The organism is Winogradskyella epiphytica (assembly GCF_003217215.1).
GTDB lineage: Bacteria > Bacteroidota > Bacteroidia > Flavobacteriales > Flavobacteriaceae > Winogradskyella > Winogradskyella epiphytica.
Map to the genome: position 1 here is coordinate 116843 of NZ_QJTD01000005.1, position 22905 is coordinate 139747.

Here is a 22905-nt window from a genome sequence, read left to right on the forward strand (position 1 = left end):
CAAAACTTAATGCTAATAGTATCACAAAGGTACTTACAACTTTGCAATTTTCGCTCTTAAAATTAAGTTAAAATACATTTCACATAACCTTATTAAGAAAAATACCATAATATGACCATTCTCAATAAACACTTCAAAAATCTATATAACACAGCCCCTTTCTCAGAAATTAAAACAGAAGATTTCCTACCTGCTTTTAATATCGCTATAGAAAAAGCTAGGAATGAAATAGATGCCATCACCAACAATAGTGAAGCACCAACGTTCGCCAATACCATAGAAGCTTTAGATTATTCAGGTGAAGAATTAGATCGTATTTCAAGTATATTCTTTAATTTAAATTCTGCCGAGACCAATGATGAAATTCAAAAAATCGCTCAAGAGGTTTCTCCTCTACTCTCAGAATTCAGTAATGACATTACTTTAAATGAAGAATTATTCAAACGTGTTAAGACGGTTTATGATTCAAACAGCAAGCTTAATTTAACAACAGAACAAGAAACCTTATTAGATAAAAAATATAAAGGTTTCTCTAGAAATGGTGCTAATTTAAGTGAAGACAAAAAACAAAAGCTTCGTGCAATTGACAAAGAATTAAGTCAATTAAAATTACAGTTTGGTGAGCATATTCTTGCAGAAACGAATGCCTACGAAATGCACCTTACCAATGAGGAAGATCTTTCAGGTTTACCTGAAGACGCTAAAGAAGCAGCTAAACAATTGGCAGAAAGCAAAGGAAAAGACGGCTGGTTAATCACACTAGAATACCCAAGCTACATTCCATTTATGACCTATGCCGATAACAGAGAGCTTAGAGAAGAGCTCTCAAAAGCATTCGGAAGAAAAGGTTTTCAAAATAACGCACTTGATAACCAAGACATCGTTCTTAAAATTGCTCAACTTCGTCATAAACGAGCACAACTTTTAAATTACGAAACTCATGCCCATTTTGTTTTAGAAGAACGCATGGCGGAAACTCCAGAAAAAGTGACCACATTCTTAAATGAGTTATTAGAAAAAGCGAAACCTGCGGCGAAAGAAGAGTTTGAAAAATTAGAAAATTTCGCTAAAGAATTAGACGGAATAGACCAGTTACAAAAATGGGATTCAGCTTATTATTCTGAAAAGTTAAAACAAAAATTATTCGATCTGAATGATGAACAACTGAAACCATATTTCAAATTAGAAAATGTGATTTCAGGAGCATTTACAGTTGCTAATAAATTATTCGGGTTGAAGTTTGAAGAAATTGACACTATTGACAAATACCATAAAGATGTTTTAACATACAAAGTAACCGATAACGATGGCGAGTTTGTGTCTATTTTTTATGCCGATTTTTTCCCAAGAGCAGGAAAGCGCGATGGTGCGTGGATGACTTCTTATAAATCACAAATGATTAAAGATGGTAAAAACGAAAGACCACATGTTTCTATAGTTTGCAACTTTACAAAACCAACAAAAAGCAAACCTTCTTTATTAACTTTTAATGAAGTAACTACTTTATTCCACGAATTTGGACATGCACTTCACGGTATGTTGGCTAATACCACTTATCCGAGTTTATCTGGTACAAGTGTTTATTGGGACTTTGTTGAATTACCAAGTCAAATCATGGAAAATTGGTGTTACGAAAAAGAAGCCTTAGAGTTATTTGCCACTCATTATGAAACTGGAGAAGTGATTCCAATGGAATTAATTGAAAAGATAAAAGCTTCAGCAACCTTTCACGAAGGCATGCAAACGTTGAGACAGTTAAGTTTCGGCTTATTAGATATGTCATGGCATGGTGTTGATCCTTCAAATATTTCAGACGTAAAATCTCATGAAGTTGAAGCCTTAGGAGACACGAGTTTATATCCTGATGTAGCAGAAAATTGTATGAGCACATCCTTTGCACATATTTTTCAAGGCGGTTATTCGTCTGGATATTACAGTTACAAATGGGCTGAAGTTTTAGATGCAGATGCGTTTGAATATTTCAAAGAAGAAGGTATTTTTAATAAAGAGGTGGCAAACAAATTCAAAACCCATGTACTGTCTCAAGGTGGAACTGAAAACCCAATGACCTTATACAAAAAATTCAGAGGTCAAGAACCTCAGCCAGAAGCATTATTACGTCGCGCTGGTTTGTTGAAATAATATCAATTCCCTATTAACAGTTGCATTTTTTGCTCTTCATTTTTTTATTTAAAATTAAAAAGAAGCAAAAAATGCAACTTTTTTATTTTCTTTTCACGGGATCAAGAGTCGTTAAAAACCACAATTCATTGTCGTTTATTTAACTTACTTTTGAATAAGCAATGAAATTAAACAATGCCAAAACATCAAATTAACCCAAACAAATGGGTCGAATTGTATTCAGATTATCTCTTCAATTACACTATTACACGTGTAAATGATAGGGCCATTGCTCAGGATATAATTTCTGAAACATTCTTGGCAGGTTTAAAATCCATGAAAAACTTTAAAGGTGAAGCCAGCGAACGAACTTGGCTTGTTTCCATTCTAAAGCGAAAAATCATAGATTATTATCGAAAGAAAAATTCCAACAAGGGACAAGCCGAAGTTAGAATGAATTACAATACGAATTCTGATTCTGATGGCGATTGGCTAGAGGAACGTGTTTCCGACCCCTTTGATAAAACTGCTGAAGACACTTTAGTAAATACAGAATTGGGAGATGCGATTTATGAATGTTTGGAAAAACTTCCTGCCAAGCAAGCAGAAGTTTTTAAAATGAAAACGATTTTAGATTACGACACAGAAACAATTTGTAAAGAATTAAATATTACTCCGTCTAATCTTTGGGTAATCATCCATAGAGCAAGAACTGCATTGGCTGAATGCATGGAAGATAATTGGTTTAAATAATTAATATTCCGGATTACGGACAAGAGAAATGAAGAAAAGCTTTTTATTTATTAGCTGCGACGAAGCAAAACATATTTGTGACAAGGTACAATATGGCGAAGCAACTAAATGGGAGATTTTTAAATTGCGTATACGACGCTGTTATTGTCGTATAACGAAAAACTACAACAATAAAAACATCAAGCTTACTGAAGCTATAAAAGACGGAAAAATAGATTGCTTAAAATCTGAAGAGCGAAATAGATTAAAAAAGCAATTTGAAGAGGAATTAGCGAAGCATGAATAAAATCATCAGCCATACAATGGGTAAACTTTCAACCCAAAAAGCACTGTAATAATTCGACTGATTTTTGTGAGACATTAGAATAAAGAATAAGGTAATAACTGAAATTACAGAAGTTGAAATTAGAGTACTATGCTTCAAATCATCCTTAAAATAATCCAAGGCAAAAAACAAGACCAAGAGAAACACGCCAATCACCTTGGTTTTTTTTATACCTATTTTCTGCGGAATAGTCGCCAACCTTATACTATCGTAATTTAAATCTCTAATTTCAAAAGGAAGCATTAGTACAAGCACATATAAAAACCGCTGAATTCCAATTAGCATTACATCTGCACTTACCTTAACATCTTCGTTCAACACAGGAATAAAAACGGTAGTAAACATCCACACAAAAGCAATAACATATACTTTCACACCGCTAATTTGTCTCAAGTTTTTATGACTATCAAACAAATAGCGTTTTGGGATCATAATAGGAATGGCGTAAAAAAATGTCACTAAAGCCAATAGAGCAAGAAGCATAAGTGTATCTACATCGAGCTGAAACGCAAAATAACACATGGCTAAAAAAGCTATAAACGAAAATAGCTGAATCATTTTAAGCCAACCCGCTAAGCTTCGATGATGAAACTTAGCTATTCCAAAATATTTCACAAAATTGTAGCCGGTTATACTCGCAAAAAAAACGAAACTCAGAAGTTGCAAATCCAATTCTAAATCTAACTCTAAAATTGTGATCCACACTAAAGCAGATGCAGCTAAGGCGACATGAATACTACTGTTTAAATAGAAATTGAGAATGCGTTTTAAAACTTGCATAAAACAAAAATAGTCATTGTGTTAATAACCTTCACTTTCGGTTAAAAACTTTAGCTTTCCTTAACTAAAAACATCTGTTAAATCCGTACTTTTGCAATTCAAATTAAACCACATATTTTAATGGATACCACTTCATTTGCACTCAGGCATATTGGCCCAAAATCAGACGATGAAAAAGCCATGTTAGACACCATTGGTGTTTCAAGTATAGATCAATTAATTTCTGAAACCATTCCAGATGGCATTCGCTTAAATAGCGATTTGGATCTTGATGCGGCTATGAGTGAGCAAGAATATCTCGAGCACATCAATAAATTATCTCAACTCAATAAAGTTTATAAAACTTATATTGGTTTAGGTTACTACCCTACTAATTTACCTGCAGTAATTCAGCGTAATATTTTAGAAAACCCAGGATGGTACACAGCCTATACGCCTTACCAAGCAGAAATTGCTCAAGGACGTTTAGAAGCTTTATTAAATTTCCAAACCATGCTTATTGACTTAACAGGAATGGAAATAGCCAATGCTTCTCTTTTAGATGAAAGTACGGCAGCAGCTGAAGCTATGTCTTTACTGTTTGCGGTAAGAGATAGAGCTCAAAAGAAAGCTAATGTCAACAAATTCTTTGTTTCAGATTTAGTATTACCTCAGACAATAGATTTATTAAAAACCAGAGCAACACCAATAGGAATTGATTTAATTATTGGTAACGAAGCTGATTACAACTTCTCAAGTGAATACTTTGGTGCTTTATTACAATATCCGGGTAAAAACGGACAGATTACTGATATTAAATCCTTTATAGAGAAAGCAAATTCTCAAAATATTAAAGTCGCTGTTGCTGCTGATATATTAAGTTTAGTAAAACTTGAAGCTCCTGGTAAATTTGGAGCAGATGTAGTAGTTGGTACGACGCAACGATTTGGAATACCAATGGGATACGGCGGACCTCATGCAGCTTACTTTGCAACAAAAGAAGAATATAAACGTGATCTTCCAGGACGTATTATTGGTGTAACCAAAGACGCCAATGGAAATAGAGCTTTACGTATGGCCTTACAGACACGTGAGCAACATATTAAGCGTGATAGAGCGACATCTAACATCTGTACTGCTCAAGTACTTTTAGCTGTAATGGCAAGTATGTATGCTGTTTATCATGGCCCTAAAGGTTTAACTTTTATTGCTGATAAAGTTAAAAACTCAACTTCTGCCTTAGCAAACGCTTTAGAAAAATTAGGTTTAGAGCAAGTCAATTCGCATTACTTCGATACCTTACAAATCAAAGCTGATGCTGTTAAAGTTAAAGATGAAGCTGAGAAAAACGAAATTAACTTTCATTATCCAGACACTAACACCGTTACGATTTCTTTAAACGAAACCACTACAATTTCAGACTTAAATGATATTATTTCAGTTTTTGAAACGGTATTAGGAAAAACGACAGGTAAGATTGAAGCTATATCTCATGCTAAGACACTTCCAGATCACCTGAAACGTCAAACGGAATTTTTAACGCACGAAGTATTTAATACCTATCATTCAGAAACGGAATTAATGCGTTACATCAAGAGATTAGAGCGTAAAGATTTAGCGTTAAACCACTCTATGATTTCACTTGGTTCTTGTACCATGAAATTAAATGCCGCTGCTGAAATGTTACCATTAAGCTGGCCAAGTTGGGGAAATATTCACCCATTTGTTCCTATCGACCAAGCCAAAGGGTATAAATTAATGCTGAATGCTTTAGAAAACCAATTAACAGAAATTACAGGTTTCGCAGCAACATCTTTACAACCAAACTCAGGTGCACAAGGTGAATTCGCAGGACTAATGGTTATTAGAGCTTATCACGAATCACGAGGTGATCACCATAGAAATATCTGTTTAATTCCATCATCTGCACACGGAACAAATCCAGCAAGTGCGGTAATGGCCGGAATGAAAGTTGTTGTTACAAAAGCATCTGACAATGGAAATATTGACGTAGAGGATTTAAGACAAAAAGCAGAATTACATAAAGATAACCTTGCTGCTATCATGGTCACTTATCCGTCTACTCACGGCGTTTACGAATCTGCTATCAAGGAAATTACGCAAATTATTCATGATAATGGCGGACAAGTATATATGGATGGTGCAAATATGAACGCTCAAGTCGGCTTAACTAATCCAGGAAACATTGGAGCAGACGTTTGTCACTTGAACTTACATAAAACATTTGCCATACCTCATGGAGGTGGAGGACCAGGTGTTGGACCAATTTGCGTTGCAAAACAATTAGTGCCTTTCTTACCAGGAAACCCAATCGTAAAAACTGGTGGTCATCAAGCTATTTCTGCCATTTCTGGAGCGCCTTTCGGTTCTTCATTAGTATGTCTTATTTCTTATGGTTATATAAGAATGTTAGGCTATAAAGGATTGAAAAAATCGACCCAAATAGCTATCCTTAACGCCAACTACGTAAAAGAACGCCTTAAAGGATCGTATCCAACATTGTATTCAGGTGAAAACGGAAGAGCCGCTCACGAAATGATTATCGATTGTCGTGATTTTAAAGCTAACGGAATTGAAGTTACAGATATAGCGAAACGTTTAATGGATTATGGTTTCCACGCACCAACAGTTTCATTCCCTGTTGCTGGTACCATGATGATTGAACCAACGGAAAGTGAAAGCAAAGCTGAAATAGATCGTTTTTGTGATGCTATGATTTCAATTAGAAAAGAAATTGATGAAACATCTAAAGACGAGTCTAATAATATGTTGAAAAACGCACCACATACCTTAGATATGGTAACGGCTAACGAATGGGATTTCCCATATAGCAGAGAAGATGCAGCCTTCCCATTAGAGTATGTTAGAGATAATAAATTCTGGCCAAGTGTAAGACGTGTAGACGATGCTTATGGTGACCGTAATTTAATCTGTAGCTGTGCTCCTATCGAAGCATATATGGATGCTTAATTAATTATTTATAAAATCATGTATTTTATATAGTTTTGTTATGAATTTAAAAGTATAAAAAATGAATTTTTATGAATTCATTAAAAATTGAAGTTTTAAATTTAAATTTATAGAAAACTATTTAATATTAATTAGTTTAGTAATTGTGAAAAATAAAACGAATGGCAATTAAAATAACAGGAACAGGAAGTTTTATCCCAAGCATTATTGAAAAAAACGAAGATTTTTATAATCATCAATTTTTAAATGCTGATGGATCGACTATTAATAGTCCTAATGAAGTAATTGTAGAAAAATTCAAGGCTATTACTGGAATTCAAGAACGTCGTTATATTAAAGATGAACTATTGAATTCTGATATCGCATTTTTTGCAGCTGAAAAAGCTATTGAAGATGCTAAAATTGATAAAGAAAGTCTTGATTATATCATCGTTGCTCACAATTACGGAGATGTAAGACATGATCACGAGCAAAGCGATACGGTTCCAAGTATCGCTTCTCGTGTTAAACATCTTTTAAAAATTAAGAATCCAAAATGTGTGGGTTACGATTTACTTTTTGGTTGTCCAGGATGGATTGAAGGTGTCATTCATGCTAAAGCTTTTATTGCTTCCGGAGTCGCTAAACGCTGTCTCGTAATAGGAAGCGAAACATTGTCTCGTGTCGTAGACAAACACGACAGAGACTCCATGATTTATAGCGATGGAGCTGGCGCTGTTATTGTAGAAGAAAGCGATGAGGAAGGCGGAATTTTAGCCCATGAATCAGCAACCTTTGCTTTAGATGAAGCGCATTTTATATACTTCGGAAAAACTAATAATCCAGAAATTACAGATCAACGCAGGTACATAAAAATGTATGGTCGTAAGATTTATGAGTTTGCACTGTCTAACGTACCAAAGGCGCTACAATCTTGTTTAGAGAAAAGTGGAAAGTCCATTGATGACGTTAAAAAGATATTGATTCATCAAGCTAACGAAAAAATGGACGAAGCCATCGTGACTCGTTTTTATAAGCTTCATAAAATGAAAATGCCTGAGGGAATTATGCCAATGACCATAAATACGCTTGGTAATTCGAGTGTTGCTACGGTTCCTACCTTATTAGATATGATTTTAAAAAGTAAGCTGGATAATCAGGAAATAAAAAAGGGTGATATTATTGTGCTTGCTAGTGTTGGCGCTGGTATGAATATTAATGCTATAGTTTATCAGTATTAAAAAAAGCTTCCGGGTTGAATCGGAAAATAAATATGTACGAAAACACATATCCAAATAAACGATTTAAACACACCCTCAAATTTTTACAAAAGCACATTAGTACCTCAGAATCAATTTTAGATTTAGGAGTAAAAAATCCATTTTCTGAAATTATGACTGCTGAAGGTTATCAGATTGAAAACACAACAGGTGAAGATTTAGACAATAATCGCACGGCTATTGAAAACTCTAGTACAGAAGTCGTGACAGCCTTTGAAATTTTCGAACATCTCTTATCTCCATACGAAGTTTTAAAATCAATTCAAGCGAATAAAATCGTAATCAGTGTGCCATTAAATTTATGGTTTGCTTCAGCATATAGAAGTAAAACCGATATGAGGGACAGACATTATCATGAGTTTGAAGATTGGCAACTCGATTGGCTCTTAGAAAAAACGGGATGGATAATCAAGGACCGTGAAAAATGGACCAATCCTATAAATAAAATTGGAATTAGACCACTCTTGCGGCAATTTACACCACGTTACTATATCGTGTATGCTGAAAAAGCAATAAATTCTAAATCTTAAATCCCAATTTCCAAATAGGTTTACTTAGCTTTGGATTTGCTACCTGAATTATTGAGATTTTAAATGAATTTTTACATCATCATACCAGCACATAATGAAGAAGATTATATCGCTAAGACTTTAGAATCTTTGGTGAAGCAAAGCTTACTCCCAAAAGCTTTGGTGGTGGTAAATGATAACTCTACAGACAATACTCAAAATATAGCCGAGGCTTACGCTTCGAAATATAGCTGGATTTCTGTAGTCAATTCGAAATCATCAGATAAACATTTACCTGGTTCCAAAATTATCCACGCCTTTAATAAAGGTTTAGCGACACTTGATACTAGTTTTGATGTCATCTGTAAATTTGATGCCGACCTTATTTTTCCAAATAACTATTTAGAAAAAATAGCTCATCATTTTCAAACGAATCCGAAACTTGGTATGGCCTCTGGATTTTGTTATATAGAAAAAAACGGTGAGTGGATTTTAGAAAACTTAACCAATAAAGATCATATTAGAGGTGCTCTAAAAACCTATAAAAAGGATTGTTTTAATCAAATAGGACAACTTAAGCCTTCTATGGGCTGGGACACAGTAGATGAACTATTAGCAAAATATAATGGTTGGGAAATTCTTACAGATGATTCGCTTCACGTAAAACACCTAAAACCCACAGGGCAATCATACAATAAAGCTTCTAAATATTTACAAGGTGAAGCCATGTACAAAATGCGATATGGCTTTTGGATTACTTTAATTTCCGCCTTTAAGTTGGCCTATAAAAAAGGGAGCTTTCGCTTGTTTCAAGATTATATGAGTGGCTACTTTAAAGCAAAATCTAATCAAAGTGACTTCTTAGTTTCAGAAGATGAAGGACAATTTATTAGAGATTTACGTTGGAAAGGAATTAAAAATAAATTCAGCTAATTCGCTATTAAGTCGAGCGACCTGAAGCTGTTCCTAAAACTACTGAACCTTAGAATTTCCAGTTTTTAAAACTACTTGAAGCTTCTAGTTTATTTTCAATAGCATCATCTAATTCTGGAAAGAAATCTATTCCTGTTATGGCTTCTATAGAATCCACTGGCACTACAAATTTATATAGAGACTCGTTAGAATCTTTATGATCTAATAGAAAGGCTAACATTTTAATTTCACCTCCCGAATCATCTAAAATAATCTTATAAAATTGCTTTGGCACAGAAACGCCTTCTTCACCAATAGATTCTAAACCATCTTGTAAAACGCCTCCAGTAACCACAAAAACGCCATCATTTCGTTTCGCCCAATACCTTACTTTTTGTTCCAATCGATTCCAAACACCAGCGTTAAACTCATGTTCTTGCGGACTAATATTACTGGTTAAAAAAGTTTCATCATGGGCTTCTTTTGAAAAACGTCTATCGCCAGCCGGACACAAATGACCTCTATCATAACCGGAGTTCTTATAATTTCGCCAATGCGCCGCTCCCGTCTTTACTGCCGGATCAATTTCAAAATAAGGTCTCTTATGGTTTTTATATTGAATATGCGACGCCTTCAATTCATAAGCTACCCATTCGGCTTGCTCATGCGGTTCACTATAGGACAGAGAGTAATTCTCGTGATGAATAACTTGATTAGTTGTGCTTGTTGGTAAATAAAACGTTTTGGTATTTTCCTTTACGACTTCCCCTTCCTTAACATTTAAAAAATAATCGTAACTATAAATGCCAACCACTAGAACTACAGCAATAATGGAATAAATCGGTTTTTTCCTCAAAACTATAAAGTCATTAATCTAATACAAAACCTAAAGGCTGACCTGTTGATCCATTAGGAAAACTAATTCCCAATAATGCTGACATTGTTGGAGCAATATCAGAAATCACCGTTTTATTTAAAGTCTCACCGTGTTTAATGCCTTTACCAAAGAATAATAAAGGAACGTGTGTATCATAGTTTAATCCACTACCATGAGTAGATCCTGTTCTACTATAAGAAATAAATGCTGAATCATTTACTAAAATCACATCACCAGATCGTTTTTGATTAAAACCATTTTGAAGCAATTCTTCAATTCCTAAAGAAAAACTTGTAGTACTAAAGGTGTTGGCTGTATAAACCTTAGTAATGTTTTTATAGCCTAATTGCTCCATTGCAATTTTATTTTGAACATCTATAAGATTTAAGTTTAAAGAATCCACCACAGCTCTATTAATGAATATTTGATCGTTGCTAATGTTCTCAACAATCTCTTTAGTTCCAAAAGTGTTGGTTAAAAAGTTATTGAATCTTTCCTTGCGATCTTTATTATCTACATAACCCGCTGGTATTTTAATAGAAGACAAATACGCAGGAACATCAACAGCTCCATGATCTGAAGTTAAGAATACTGTATATTGATTTTCACCAACCGTTTCATCTAAAAACTTAAAAAAACGCTCCAAATCTTTATCTAAACGAATATAAGTATCTTGAACTTCTTTCGAATTAACGCCGAAGTTATGACCTACATAATCCGTCGCAGAATAACTTACAGCAAGGACATCTGTAATTTCGTCTTGACCTAACTTTTCAGCTTTTATAGCTTCAATGGCAAAGTCTGTTGTTAAACTATTTCCATAAGGTGTAGCTTTTAAGATATCGTAACCTCTATTATCTTTACTTAAAGCTTTTAAGTCGTAAGGAAATGTTGCTTTATCTTTCCCTTTGAATCCTCCTTCAAAAGTATTTTCATCAGGACCACTTTCAGTATAAGTGGAAATATCATAAAAAGTATTCCATTCTTTTAAATATGAATCCGCTTTTTCAGACACATTAAAATCTTTTACCCACTGAGGTAAATCGTTCATATAAAATGAACTTGAAATCCATGCGCCTTCATCCATGCCATGAAACCAATACGCCGCATTCGCTGTGTGTCCTGCAGGTAAAATTGCTCCTCTATCTTTTAATGAAACTCCTATAGTTTTACCACGCATTTGCGTAAACATTCTATTTTCGTCACCAAAAGTTGTGGTTTGCATTCTATGAGGCGACATTTTCCCTGCTCTGTCCTTTGTCCCTACGGGCTCTACATTATCATCTCCAGCGCAATAAACTCTTTCTTTAGTTTCTTTATCGTACCAATTATTTCCAATAATACCGTGATATTTAGGCGTTGTTCCTGTATACACTGAGGCATGACCTGGACCCGTATAAGTTGGCACATAATTGAAATGATTATTTTTACAATTAAAGCCTTCGTTAATCATTCGGAGAAAACCACCTTTACCAAACTTTGATTTAAAGCGTGTTAAATAATCGTAACGCATTTGGTCTACAACTATTCCTACTATTAATTTAGGTTGATCATTAACTTTGGAAATAGAGGATTCTGTTGACGACGTAATCGATGTGTTTTGTGCACTACAAGAATAAAATACAAGTAGAAATGAAACTACAGCGAAGAGATTTTTCATTTGAATATTGACTTTAAGTTGATTTTCAAAAATACAATTTTTAAACTATCTTAAATTAAATTAACATGAATAACTAATCATTTTTTATACTTTAGCATTAATATAATTTCACATGACTTACCTGCATAATATTGGCACCTATTTTATAATGATTAAGGATATTTTTCGCAGACCAACTAAATGGTCGGTGATGAAACCTTTAATTCTAAAAGACATTGATGATCTCATCATTGGATCCTTAGGTATTGTGGCGTTTATATCCTTTTTCGTTGGTGGCGTTGTTGCTATCCAGACTTCTTTGAATATGACGAGCCCAATTATGCCAAAATACCTTGTAGGTTTTGCTACAAGACAATCTATTATATTAGAATTTGCACCAACATTTATCTCCATAATTATGGCAGGTAAAGTGGGCTCATTTATTACATCTAGTATTGGAACAATGAGAGTTACCGAGCAAATAGATGCTTTAGAAGTCATGGGAATTAATGCCATTAACTATTTGGTTTTTCCAAAATTCATTGCCTTAACACTCTACCCATTTGTGATTTCTATCGCTATGTTTTTAGGAATTCTAGGAGGACTAATAGCTTGTGTTTACGGTGGTTATGGGACCATGGAAGATTATCTTGAAGGCGTACGATTGGATTTTATTCCTTTTCACTTTATTTATGCCTTTTTGAAAACACTTGTATTTGCATTTTTACTTGCAACTATCCCTTCCTATTATGGCTATTTTATGAAAGGTGGCGCCTTAGAAGTGGGTAAAGCTAGTACCACTTCTTTCGTATGGACTAGTGTCATGATTATTTTAGTCAACTTTTTACTAACCAGCTTATTATTAGGATAATGATTGAAGTTAAGAATTTAAAAAAGTCGTTTGGTGCTAATCAAATTTTAAAAGGAATTACTACCACTTTTGAAAAAGGACAAACCAATTTAATCATTGGCCAAAGTGGCTCTGGTAAGACTGTGTTTTTAAAATGTTTATTGGGATTGTTTGAATATGAAGAAGGTTCAATCTCTTATGAAGGTAAAAACTTTAGCCAGTTAACTCGCGATGAAAAAACCAATCTACGTGCCGAAATGGGTATGGTATTCCAAGGAAGTGCGCTTTTCGATTCTATGACTATTGCTGAAAATGTGATGTTCCCACTACGGATGTTCACTAAGCAAAGTAAAAGTGAAATGGAAGACCGTGTAGATATTGTACTAAAACGTGTCAACTTAGACGATGCTCACAAGAAAATGCCAAGTGAAGCTTCGGGTGGAATGCAAAAGCGTGTAGCAATTGCGCGTGCTATAGTGAATAGGCCAAAGTATTTATTCTGTGACGAACCTAACTCTGGTTTAGATCCTAAAACTGCGATTGTCATAGATAATCTAATTCAAGAAATTACAGAAGAGTTTGATATTACCACAGTAATTAATACTCACGACATGAACTCTGTAATGGAGATTGGTAAGAAAATCGTTTTTCTTAAAGACGGACTAAAAGAATGGGAAGGCTCTAGGGATACCATTTTTAAAACAGATAACGAAGCCGTTACTAATTTCGTGTACTCTTCAGAATTATTTAGAAGAGTACGTAAAATGTACCTTGAAGACGATGCGCTATAATTTAGTTTCGTTTAATCAATACGGTATCCACTTTAAGTTCATTCTTTAACCACTTTTGTAATTCTCTTTCTTTATTTAAAACTACACTATCAGAGAGTTTAACTTTCCACCTTACATTGGCCACGGTTACAGTATCGATATTTATAAAATCCTTAGATTCTAACATTCTAGCATAACCAAAAAATTCAAGGTCATTAAATTTCAATTTAGCATTACGAGATAAAGTACTAAATGAAACTCCTCCTTGTTCAGGACTTCTAGACTCGATTACTTTATTTAGGTTAGAAATATTAGTTTCCAACTCTTTGATTTGCTTTTGTAAGCCATCTATAATATTATCCTTTCTATCTAAATCGGCATAAGCTCTATCAAGAGACTGTACGAGGCGATCTGCACTTCTCGTTTTATTCGCATTAATAATAAGTTCAAAATCTTTGATACTACTATAACCTTTCATATCGTTTTGTAATGCCGAAATCATCTCATCACTCACATCACCGTTAAAATGTAGGCGGATTATTTTCTTATCTGGATCTAAATCGTCTTTCTTTCTCTGTAGCCATAAATTAGGATTACTTTCAATATCATTTTCAATGAAGCTATCAAAATCTCTTTGGTATTTCGTTTCTTGCAACACCGTCAAAAACGTCCAAATCGCAGGAATCATAACAACTACGGCTACAGCAGTTGCCACTCTAGATATACGCTTACGCTTTGCCGAATTCGCATATTTCAGCATTGGGAAACGCAATATTTTTAAAACTAAAAAGGTGGCTAGGGCTATAAAAATGGTGTTAATTGTAAATAAATACATGGCACCACCAAAATATTCCCAATTACCAATCGCCAGTCCATAACCTGCCGTACATAAAGGAGGCATTAAGGCGGTTGCAATCGCTACACCAAATATTACGGAAGCAATGGTACCTCTTTTGGTGCGAGCTATAATTAAGGCTAATCCACCAAAGAACGCAATAAGAACATCTCGGATATCTGGTCGGGTTCTACCCATTAATTCTGAGGTGTCTGCACTTAACGGAAATAACCAAAAGAATAGAAAAGCGGTTAATAAACTTAACACAATCATGGTTGCTAAGTTGATGAGCGACTTTTTTAAAGTATCAATATCATTAATAGCAATAGATAAGCCAACTCCTAAAATTGGCCCCATTAGCGGAGAAATTAACATGGCTCCGATAACTACTGCAGTAGAGTTAGCGTTAAGACCTACCGATGCGACGAATATTGAGCAGATTAAAATCCAAGCCGTGGCACCTTTAAATGGAATATCTGCTTTTATAGCAGTTATGGTAGCATCTCTATCGGTGTCGTCCCTAAAGTCGAGCAATTCATTTAAAAAGGTTTTTACACTAGCAAATAACCCTTGAGCATCCTTTTTTACAGCAGCTTTCTTTTCTTCAACAGCTGCTTCTTTATTCATCTCATTAGTGATTCTTTGCTTTTCTTCCTCCTTTTCAGAAAAGTTAAATTTATTTTCGTCACTCATATTTTAAAAAAAATTTTAATCTTAAATTCCAAAACCTATCTTTTACAATAAAAACTGTTTGTGCAATTTAAGTTGATTTTATCCATATTCTTTTCCAAACTTAGCTTTCACATTTTCAAGAACTTGTTTAATATCTTGTTCTTTTGCTTTAGGAAAGATAAGTAAAACTTCGTCTTTATCAACAACGATATAATCTTTTAATCCGTCGATAACAACCACCTTATCCCGTTCCGAACGAATCATATTCCCATTAGAATCTTCTAATAAGGTTTTTGCGTTAACCACAGCGTTTAGACTCTTGTCTTTGTCTAATTTATCGTATAAACTTCCCCAAGTACCTAGATCGTTCCAATCAAAACTTGCTGGAATTACATAGACATTATCACTTGTTTCCATTAAAGCATAATCGACCGATATATTTTCAGCCTTCCCGTAGTTTTCTTTGATAAAATCGTCTTCAAGCTCAGTATTATAAGTCGAATAACCACTCTCAAAAAGTTCAAACAATTTTGGTTGATTTGTCTTAAATGCTGAAATAACCGACTTGACACTCCACATAAAAATCCCTGCATTCCATAGGAAATTACCTTGATTGATAAAAGATTTTGCCGTTTCATAATCTGGTTTTTCACGAAACTGACTGACTTGTTTTATCTCTTCTTTTCCAGATTTATCATATTCTATATAACCATAACCTGTGTTAGGAAACGTTGGTGTAATCCCCAATGTCATTAAAGCATCGTTGGACTCACAATAATCGAAGGCTGTTTTCACATTTTGAGAAAATGCTAGTTCGTCTTCTATCCAATGATCACTTGGCGCTACAATCATTACAGCATCTGCATTCTCTTTCTGAATTTTTAATGAGGCATACAAAATACATGGTGCGGTATTTCGCATAGCTGGCTCTAAAAGCACTTGTCGTTGGCTTACGCTTGGTAATTGTTCTAAAACTAGATCATTATAGCGCTCATTTGTTAAAATGAAAATATTTTCTTCTGGAATTAACTTTGCTAATCGATTAAATGTTTTTTGAATCAGTGTATCACCAGTTCCTAACATATCGTGAAATTGCTTAGGAAAGTCTTGAGTACTTACCGGCCAAAATCTTGATCCTACTCCTCCAGCCATTAATATGGCGTAATAGTTTTTATTTTTCATCATAATAACGCTTCAAATTCTCAATGTCTTGAGATAAACTCTTCTTCTAACACCTCAACTTCGGCATTAGGATTAAACAAATATAACTTTCCCGATTTAACTTCAACACATTCGATTCGTTTTCTTCGTTGAATGCCACGCTTAAAGATTCTACCGTTATATAATTTGAATGTCGTTCCTAATGGCAGTTCAAAAACATAGGTTTTATCATTGTCTTCATTGTACTGCTTTAAAGCCAATGCCAATACTGTATCTGTATCGCTTGAAGCTTTAGGGTTTTTAAAATGATTCGCTAATAAGGGTAATAAATCCATTGGGAAAATTTCCGGTCGTAAAAACGGCAACATTAAATGCTGGAATGTTCGCTTCCATTCCTTCCCATGTGGTTTAATGGCATGACCGTACTTTTTATAAGCTTCGAAATGAGCCACTTCATGAATCAGGGTTATCAAAAAACGATAGGGATTTAAATTGGAGTTTACCGTAATCTCATGCTGCCCATTAGATAAAGCTCTATAATCACCATGACGCGTTTTTCGTTCGTTTTTGACCTTAATCACCAGATTATCAATTGCTAGAAGTTCAGAGACCAAAGGATGAGCCGCAGCTGGAATAAAGTCTAAAAGTGGTGTTTGCATTGTGGCAAAATTAAATGTAATAATTGGAATTTTAATCCTTAAATACAATCATTTCAGAGTGCCCATCAACTTTTAAAATATATAAGCCAGTGGCTACTGTATTCAGCTCTATAAATGTTGTTGAATTATCCGAAATGTATCGACGAGCTTTAATTTCAATTTTCCGACCTGTCACATCATAAACGTCAATGCTTTCTGTACCCAATGTATTTGTAATGGTTAAGGTTCCATCACGAGTTGGATTTGGATAAACACTCCATGATTTGATTTCATACTTCTCGATATTTAAAGCTCCTTGAAAATATGGTACGGCAAAACTAAATGTTAATTCTGCTACTTCTTTTCCAATTAATCGACCTGGAATATCGTCCGCAGGAGGATGAATCCCTCCCCAAATTCGACTTAAACTTGTTTGATCCGAGGCATCTCTATAAGTTGCCCATTGTAAAACCACATCGACAGAAGGACCTTCTTCAAACACTAAAAACTCATTCTTTTTTGCTACAAATTCTCCCATCCCCCCTGGAAAAAATTCGTTTCCAGTAATCATTGTCAAAAGCTCTGCTCCTGCTCGAGAATAAGTGGAGTGCCCAGAAACAAAACCAGCAAAGGGAGGAGTTACAAATGTAGGTCTCTGGTATGGATACCAATCTTCGGCTAGAATCCATCCAACACCCGCAAGATCGGTATCTGTATCACTTATATAATCATGACCTTTCCAGGTATACAATTTAATTTTGCCAAGATGTCGGTTTGCATTACCTGCTAAAGGATCACCTTCTTCTACTACCTCAATATAATTTTCTATTAGTGGAATTCCTGCAACATGATAGTTATCCAAACTCATATTTGTACTTTGGCCACGCTTTGCCATTGAACGAATTGCTGAAATAGGTCGTATATAATCATACCAACCTTTGATACTCCATGCAGAAATAGCTGAATCGTGCATACCTCCACCTAGAATAAAGTAAGATTTAACATCCCATTCTAAAGGATCTAAAACCTCACCTTGACCTTGAAAGCGTTTTTCGAACTGAGGATGATCACTCACATAGTTTAACAGTGTAAACCAATGTCCTGGAGGAGTTTCCGAATCTGGGCCATCTGCCCAAAACTCGGCTAAAACTCGTGTGTAATCACCTCGGGGAACAATATTAGACTCATAGGAGCTTCCCGTTACTGGATTTATAGCGTGACCGTTGCTCACTGCACCACCTTCAAAATAATTGTAGTAGTTAGGATAATCTTCAAAATTAGTAGGGAATGAATTGATATCAATATTACCAATAGACTTTGGTGATATATCCCACATGACACCATCGTTGGTATCTAAATGTGATTGCCAAACTGAAACCATTGTAAATCCCCATTTATAAGCTTCTGACTCCGCCGTATTTTCCATTAAATTAATATATGGTGGATTTGATGGATCATGATAAACATGGTAGTTATTACCATTCCTCTGATAGGTGAGTTTATCTTCATCTCTTAAAGCGAACGGTGTTACATTTCCCCATTCTGGATTTAAGAAATCAGGCACATTATTATCTGTAATATTTCCAGCCTGATCTATAAAAACTACGAATGCTAGTGGTTGCCAACGATTAGGATCATTGATTTGATGGGCATAATTGGAGAATAAAGCTAAGGGTGTATTAACAGGGCTATAGTAAGCATTATCATAACCAGTACTTTCTCGAGAACCGTCTTGTAATCCATAATCTATAACGGTTTGTGCTATAAAATTTCCTAAAGCGGCCGCATCTCCTTCTTCATATAGTAGCGAAGTAAAGGACATATCATATCCTAATTCCTCCATTAATAACTGAACCCGATTTTGTGTCGCTTCAAATCCTGGTGAGTTTTGAAAGCGATGTAAAATTAAACGACACATGGCATAACTTATCGCTTTATTTTGTGATTCCTTGGTTTCTTCCTCAGCTTCAAAAGCTTCTAATGTACTTGTAAATCCATGAACCGTATTCCCCATGAGATAAGGTCTTGCAACTTCATCATAAATCGCCCAAGCATCGTACATTGCAATGCTCGAATGGAATAGATTTCTTGCATGCACAGTTGCTCTTGCATTATCTCTTCGAATAGCTTCGAGCAATACTTCATTCCACAATCTAGCAATAGAAACATCTTCCGGCAAATCATCAGCTCCAATTGCAACTTGCATAGACGTACTTAAGCTGACACATTGCTCATTTGATTCTACTACTGAAATTTCACCAAACTCTTCTAAGGCCCATTTCACAGAAACACTACTTGTACCTTGACCATTTATAATTTCTCCACCAGTAATATCCCATTTCGCTATAGAACCTTCAGCAATGTTATAAGTATAAGTTTCATTTTTTAAAAAGGATGAATTAGCACTCCCAATTATAGATTGGCTCATAATATAAGTACACGAACCATCATCTATAGTTGCTTGTGGATTATAAGCACAAGATAAAGGGTCTGTACAACCTGATGTTTTTTGGCTTGGAATAATATTTAAAATTTGATAACCCGAGCCTTCAGTGAGTTTTATTGTTCTGTTCGAATCTAAATTATTATATGTTTCTACTAGCCCTGAAGGCCATTGAACTTCTATACTAGAAATATTTGTTTCATTGCCAAGTCCAAAATGAACTCCTTGTAAACTTTGTCCTAAAAAACCTACCCCTGAATAATAACGCTTTAAAGTTCTGTTTTCTGTATGAATTGTTACAATTGCTCCAATAGCATCTCTATTAGAAACAGTGCCTTCAAATTGTACTTTAAGCCAATTTATAGTTCCGCTATTAGTCAAGAGGTCGATTGTCTTATTTTCATATAAAAAAATAGATTGATCTGAATTAGTCACTATTAAATCTAAATCTCCGTCATTATCGTAATCGAATGGAATTGCTTCAACACTAATTGTCATTTCATTGAGACCTAAATCAGCAGAAACATCTTGAAAAGTATCATTTCCTTCAACATGAAGGTTTTTAAAGTAATGATTAGGTTCTTGTTGTCTAGTAAAGAAATCGAAGCCGTTCGTCACAAAAAGGTCTTCATCACCATCTAGATCAAAATCTGCAAAACAAGCACCCCATGACCACCCCGTATTTCCAACGTTTCTATCTTCAGCCAAATCTGTAAATGTTTGATCGCCATTATTCAAATACAAACGATTCTCATCTATAGCGGTGATAAAAAAGTCCAAATCACCATCATTATTAAAATCACTCATTGTGATTCCCATATCGTCTAACGCACTAATAACTGCATAATTTACCGCTTGATCCTCAAATGAAATTCCGCCATTATTTATATATAAATTATTACTGTGGTTGAAATCGTTAGTAACATACAAGTCTAAAAAACCATCCTGATTAAAATCGAATGGAAGAGCTGTATAACTCTCTAAATTATTATTGATATTCAAATTAGTAATATACGTTACATTAGTAAACCCACCATTTCCGTTGTTTCTATATAACCTATTTCCTCCACAACCATTCCAATCGTTAATATATATATCTAAGAAGCCATCGTTATTATAATCAAACCAAGTGGCTCCAGTATTTCTACATGAATCTGAAGTATCAAATCCCGCCATTTCCGTGACATTAGTAAATGTGCTATCCCCATTATTCCTCCATAGCTGAACCTTGTAAGAGTTTGTAAGAAATAAATCTGGAAAACCATCATTATTATAATCTCCCCATGACGCGCCATGTTTAAAGCCCGCTAAGCCAAAATAAGCATCTCCTCCTTCAATTGAAGTCAGTAAATCAACAAATCCCGCTTCAGCAGTTACATCTGTAAATGTCCCATCGTTGTTATTGCGCATTAATCTACTAATAGATTTAGGTCTATCGGAATTATCCTTACCCTTTGCGACAACAAAAATATCTAGGTCATTATCACCATCGAAATCAGCAACGGCAATACCATTATTTTCCTTGAGCGTACCTAAGCCTGCCACCATTTCAACGCGTTCAAATACTTGAGCACTACTTTTTTTAGTAGCAAACACAAATAAAAAAAGAATAAAACCAAGAAGGTATAAGTTACGGAATTGGCAAATCATAATTCTATTTTTTCTAAATATAGAAATTCGTTTTTACATTTATATAAATTTATAAGTATTAAGACTTTATAAAGGACTATTTCATCTGCACTTCTCATGTCTATCATATAATCTCGCTTTGGATAGTTGATTAAAATAATAGGTCAATCCTTAGATTCTCCAAATTGATCGAAGGTTTTCTGTTTTACATGTTTCTCATTGACTTGTTCAAAATAATATGAAAGATTTATAGTACAATATTAAAATCATATAACTTAACAATTCCAATTGAGGCAAAATTAAACCCAAACACATCATATACTAAAAATTACATAATTCACTAAATAGCAATACTATAAGCTCACAAATGAGAAGCCCACTTGCTCTAAAAAAAAATAAAATCAACTCTCCTTTATAGAAACAAAACAACTATCTTATTAGTAAGCTTAACAAAATCAATCACTTATGAGCACGATTACACTTCTATTTATACTATCATTTACTATGATAAGCTATAGCCAAACGAAACTACTATCGTCAATTGAACAATATCAAAATGGCAATAATTGGGAAAACAGCAACGGTTTCAACTATGAATATGACAGCAACGACAATTTGATTATTGAGACCAATTTTTATTGGAATAATAGCGATTGGGAGCCTCAATATAGGGACGTATATACCTATGGTGGGACAAATAAAATACTCACAGAGACTTCTCAAAATTATAATGATATATCTCAATAATTCGAAACAGATTATATTGGCACTTATACTTACAATGCAAATGACAATCTCACTGAAGTTTTATATGAAGAAATGGTTAACAGCACCTTGACTAACGAATATAAAATAAATTATGGCTACACAGGAAACAATATAACTTCTGCCTTAGATCAAGAATGGAATGGAACCTAATGGGTTTTGTTGGATAGGTATACTGCAACTTACGATGGAAATGGAAATATCACGCAACTTATAGATGAGGAATATATAAATGGCAATTGGGAACTTTACGGTAAAGATGTATATAGCTATGATGCCAACAATAGAATTATTAAAACAGAATATCAGATATGGAACGGAAGTGCCTGGATTTCTGATGGATTAATCACTTATACAATAGACGCTAATGGTAATAAGACTCTCTTTGACCGAAACTTATGACGGTAATTCGTATATAAGACGTATACCTACGACATGACAGCTCTATTGAGTAATTTCGCTAATCCTTTTAGAAATAAAACTGGAACCGATTATATTGCTGAAGAATATCCATTCTATAATAAAATACTTAAAGTTAATGAGAATGGTTATTTAACCACCTACAATTATAATCAAGCTTTAAGTATTGATGAAGTTCCAATGTTAAGTAGAACCACAATCAACCTTTACCCAAATCCTTCAAGTACCTTTTTAAATGTTGACTCTAACGTCGCGATAGAAACAATTGATGTTTATGATTTAACTGGAAAAAAGATACTTCAAAGTGATAAAAATAAAATTGATATTAGCCCGTTAACAGATGGTGTTTATGCAGTAAAAATCACTAATATTAATGGAACTAGTGTATCAAAACGATTTATTAAACGATAATTAAGAAACATCAAGAACTAGCTATAACGAAGAATTAAATTATAGGTAATTCTATAATAGTAATTAACTAGATCTGTATTTATCAAATAGATTCAACATAAATAATCCTGCCCTATTCACAGTTCTGAATATGAATTGTCTTGATTATGGGCTAAAAAACCATTAA

General features: G+C 34.3%; 19 protein-coding genes. 12 read left to right on the forward strand and 7 right to left on the reverse strand.

The window, feature by feature from the left end; translation table 11 throughout:
* Nucleotides 1–111: 111 nt before the first annotated feature.
* From DFQ11_RS11485 to DFQ11_RS11495, 3 genes are all read left to right on the forward strand, one after another.
* Nucleotides 112–2142, forward strand: a complete 2031-nt coding sequence (locus tag DFQ11_RS11485; RefSeq protein WP_110476026.1) for a M3 family metallopeptidase — start codon at nt 112–114, stop codon at nt 2140–2142.
* Nucleotides 2143–2316: 174 nt separating this feature from the next.
* Nucleotides 2317–2874, forward strand: coding sequence for a sigma-70 family RNA polymerase sigma factor (locus tag DFQ11_RS11490; RefSeq protein WP_110476027.1), 558 nt, complete (start codon nt 2317–2319; stop codon nt 2872–2874).
* A gap of 28 nt (nt 2875–2902) precedes the next feature.
* Nucleotides 2903–3160, forward strand: coding sequence for a hypothetical protein (locus DFQ11_RS11495; RefSeq protein WP_110476028.1), 258 nt, complete (start codon nt 2903–2905; stop codon nt 3158–3160).
* Here DFQ11_RS11495 and DFQ11_RS11500 read toward each other — a convergent pair.
* Nucleotides 3143–3979: a UbiA prenyltransferase family protein gene (locus DFQ11_RS11500; RefSeq protein ID WP_110476029.1), complete on the reverse strand. Its 837-nt coding sequence runs from the start codon at nt 3977–3979 to the stop codon at nt 3143–3145. The two genes, DFQ11_RS11495 and DFQ11_RS11500, sit on opposite strands and share 18 nt — an antisense overlap.
* A 120-nt stretch (nt 3980–4099) precedes the next feature.
* On the opposite strand from DFQ11_RS11500, the gene gcvP reads away from it, so the two are divergent.
* The 4 genes from gcvP to DFQ11_RS11520 all read left to right on the forward strand — a co-directional run bounded on the left by gcvP (nt 4100) and on the right by DFQ11_RS11520 (nt 9650).
* A complete protein-coding gene (gcvP, locus tag DFQ11_RS11505) occupies nt 4100–6949 on the forward strand; it encodes an aminomethyl-transferring glycine dehydrogenase (RefSeq protein ID WP_110476030.1) in 2850 nt (949 codons plus the stop codon).
* A gap of 161 nt (nt 6950–7110) precedes the next feature.
* Complete coding sequence (locus tag DFQ11_RS11510; RefSeq protein ID WP_110476031.1) at nt 7111–8169, forward strand: 3-oxoacyl-ACP synthase III family protein; 1059 nt, start codon at nt 7111–7113, stop codon at nt 8167–8169.
* A gap of 32 nt (nt 8170–8201) precedes the next feature.
* Nucleotides 8202–8738 (forward strand): class I SAM-dependent methyltransferase, encoded by a 537-nt coding sequence (locus DFQ11_RS11515; RefSeq protein ID WP_110476032.1) that lies wholly within the window; start codon nt 8202–8204, stop codon nt 8736–8738.
* Nucleotides 8739–8801: 63 nt separating this feature from the next.
* The gene (locus DFQ11_RS11520) at nt 8802–9650 is read left to right on the forward strand and encodes a glycosyltransferase family 2 protein (protein WP_110476033.1); all 849 of its coding nucleotides are present in this window, start codon (nt 8802–8804) and stop codon (nt 9648–9650) included.
* Between the two features lie 49 nt (nt 9651–9699).
* On the opposite strand, the gene DFQ11_RS11525 is transcribed toward DFQ11_RS11520, so the two are convergent.
* A complete protein-coding gene (locus DFQ11_RS11525) occupies nt 9700–10485 on the reverse strand; it encodes a DNA/RNA non-specific endonuclease (protein WP_110476034.1) in 786 nt (261 codons plus the stop codon).
* A gap of 13 nt (nt 10486–10498) precedes the next feature.
* Complete coding sequence (pafA, locus tag DFQ11_RS11530) at nt 10499–12166, reverse strand: alkaline phosphatase PafA (protein WP_110476035.1); 1668 nt, start codon at nt 12164–12166, stop codon at nt 10499–10501.
* A gap of 112 nt (nt 12167–12278) precedes the next feature.
* On the opposite strand from pafA, the gene DFQ11_RS11535 reads away from it, so the two are divergent.
* A complete protein-coding gene (locus DFQ11_RS11535) occupies nt 12279–13016 on the forward strand; it encodes an MlaE family ABC transporter permease (RefSeq protein ID WP_110476036.1) in 738 nt (245 codons plus the stop codon).
* Entirely contained in the window at nt 13016–13786 is a 771-nt protein-coding gene (locus tag DFQ11_RS11540) for an ABC transporter ATP-binding protein (RefSeq protein ID WP_110476037.1), read from the forward strand. Before DFQ11_RS11535 ends, DFQ11_RS11540 begins: the two co-directional genes overlap by 1 nt.
* 1 nt (nt 13787) lies before the next feature.
* Here the strand turns inward: DFQ11_RS11540 and DFQ11_RS11545 are convergent, their stop codons facing one another.
* The 4 genes from DFQ11_RS11545 to DFQ11_RS11560 form a co-directional block, all read right to left on the reverse strand.
* The gene (locus DFQ11_RS11545) at nt 13788–15293 is read right to left on the reverse strand and encodes a DUF389 domain-containing protein (RefSeq protein ID WP_110476038.1); all 1506 of its coding nucleotides are present in this window, start codon (nt 15291–15293) and stop codon (nt 13788–13790) included.
* Between the two features lie 78 nt (nt 15294–15371).
* Nucleotides 15372–16454 (reverse strand): mannose-1-phosphate guanylyltransferase, encoded by a 1083-nt coding sequence (locus DFQ11_RS11550; RefSeq protein WP_110476039.1) that lies wholly within the window; start codon nt 16452–16454, stop codon nt 15372–15374.
* A 20-nt stretch (nt 16455–16474) separates the two neighbouring features.
* The gene (locus DFQ11_RS11555) at nt 16475–17092 is read right to left on the reverse strand and encodes a SprT-like domain-containing protein (protein WP_110476074.1); all 618 of its coding nucleotides are present in this window, start codon (nt 17090–17092) and stop codon (nt 16475–16477) included.
* Between the two features lie 31 nt (nt 17093–17123).
* Nucleotides 17124–21164: an FG-GAP-like repeat-containing protein gene (locus tag DFQ11_RS11560; protein WP_110476040.1), complete on the reverse strand. Its 4041-nt coding sequence runs from the start codon at nt 21162–21164 to the stop codon at nt 17124–17126.
* A 444-nt stretch (nt 21165–21608) separates the two neighbouring features.
* Here DFQ11_RS11560 and DFQ11_RS11565 point away from each other — a divergent pair, with 444 nt between their 5' ends.
* From DFQ11_RS11565 to DFQ11_RS11575, 3 genes are all read left to right on the forward strand, one after another.
* On the forward strand, nt 21609–21890 hold the full coding sequence (locus tag DFQ11_RS11565; protein WP_146221534.1) for a hypothetical protein: 282 nt from the start codon (nt 21609–21611) through the stop codon (nt 21888–21890).
* Between the two features lie 180 nt (nt 21891–22070).
* Nucleotides 22071–22310: a hypothetical protein gene (locus DFQ11_RS11570; protein ID WP_110476042.1), complete on the forward strand. Its 240-nt coding sequence runs from the start codon at nt 22071–22073 to the stop codon at nt 22308–22310.
* 33 nt (nt 22311–22343) lie between these two features.
* The gene (locus DFQ11_RS11575; RefSeq protein WP_110476043.1) at nt 22344–22739 is read left to right on the forward strand and encodes a T9SS type A sorting domain-containing protein; all 396 of its coding nucleotides are present in this window, start codon (nt 22344–22346) and stop codon (nt 22737–22739) included.
* The last annotated feature ends 166 nt before the right edge of the window (nt 22740–22905 follow it).

Excerpts from the sequence above, each read along its gene's own strand:
- DFQ11_RS11550 (WP_110476039.1), bottom strand. The coding sequence starts at position 16,454 with ATGAAAAATAAAAACTATTACGCCATATTAATGGCTGGAGGAGTAGGA.
- DFQ11_RS11485 (WP_110476026.1), top strand. The coding sequence starts at position 112 with ATGACCATTCTCAATAAACACTTCAAAAATCTATATAACACAGCCCCT.
- DFQ11_RS11545 (WP_110476038.1), bottom strand. The coding sequence starts at position 15,293 with ATGAGTGACGAAAATAAATTTAACTTTTCTGAAAAGGAGGAAGAAAAG.
- DFQ11_RS11500 (WP_110476029.1), bottom strand. The coding sequence starts at position 3,979 with ATGCAAGTTTTAAAACGCATTCTCAATTTCTATTTAAACAGTAGTATT.
- DFQ11_RS11490 (WP_110476027.1), top strand. The coding sequence starts at position 2,317 with ATGCCAAAACATCAAATTAACCCAAACAAATGGGTCGAATTGTATTCA.
- DFQ11_RS11540 (WP_110476037.1), top strand. The coding sequence starts at position 13,016 with ATGATTGAAGTTAAGAATTTAAAAAAGTCGTTTGGTGCTAATCAAATT.
- DFQ11_RS11560 (WP_110476040.1), bottom strand. The coding sequence starts at position 21,164 with ATGATTTGCCAATTCCGTAACTTATACCTTCTTGGTTTTATTCTTTTT.
- gcvP (WP_110476030.1), top strand. The coding sequence starts at position 4,100 with ATGGATACCACTTCATTTGCACTCAGGCATATTGGCCCAAAATCAGAC.
- DFQ11_RS11565 (WP_146221534.1), top strand. The coding sequence starts at position 21,609 with ATGAGCACGATTACACTTCTATTTATACTATCATTTACTATGATAAGC.
- DFQ11_RS11520 (WP_110476033.1), top strand. The coding sequence starts at position 8,802 with ATGAATTTTTACATCATCATACCAGCACATAATGAAGAAGATTATATC.
- DFQ11_RS11510 (WP_110476031.1), top strand. The coding sequence starts at position 7,111 with ATGGCAATTAAAATAACAGGAACAGGAAGTTTTATCCCAAGCATTATT.
- DFQ11_RS11575 (WP_110476043.1), top strand. The coding sequence starts at position 22,344 with ATGACAGCTCTATTGAGTAATTTCGCTAATCCTTTTAGAAATAAAACT.
- pafA (WP_110476035.1), bottom strand. The coding sequence starts at position 12,166 with ATGAAAAATCTCTTCGCTGTAGTTTCATTTCTACTTGTATTTTATTCT.
- DFQ11_RS11555 (WP_110476074.1), bottom strand. The coding sequence starts at position 17,092 with ATGCAAACACCACTTTTAGACTTTATTCCAGCTGCGGCTCATCCTTTG.
- DFQ11_RS11535 (WP_110476036.1), top strand. The coding sequence starts at position 12,279 with ATGACTTACCTGCATAATATTGGCACCTATTTTATAATGATTAAGGAT.
- DFQ11_RS11515 (WP_110476032.1), top strand. The coding sequence starts at position 8,202 with ATGTACGAAAACACATATCCAAATAAACGATTTAAACACACCCTCAAA.
- DFQ11_RS11495 (WP_110476028.1), top strand. The coding sequence starts at position 2,903 with ATGAAGAAAAGCTTTTTATTTATTAGCTGCGACGAAGCAAAACATATT.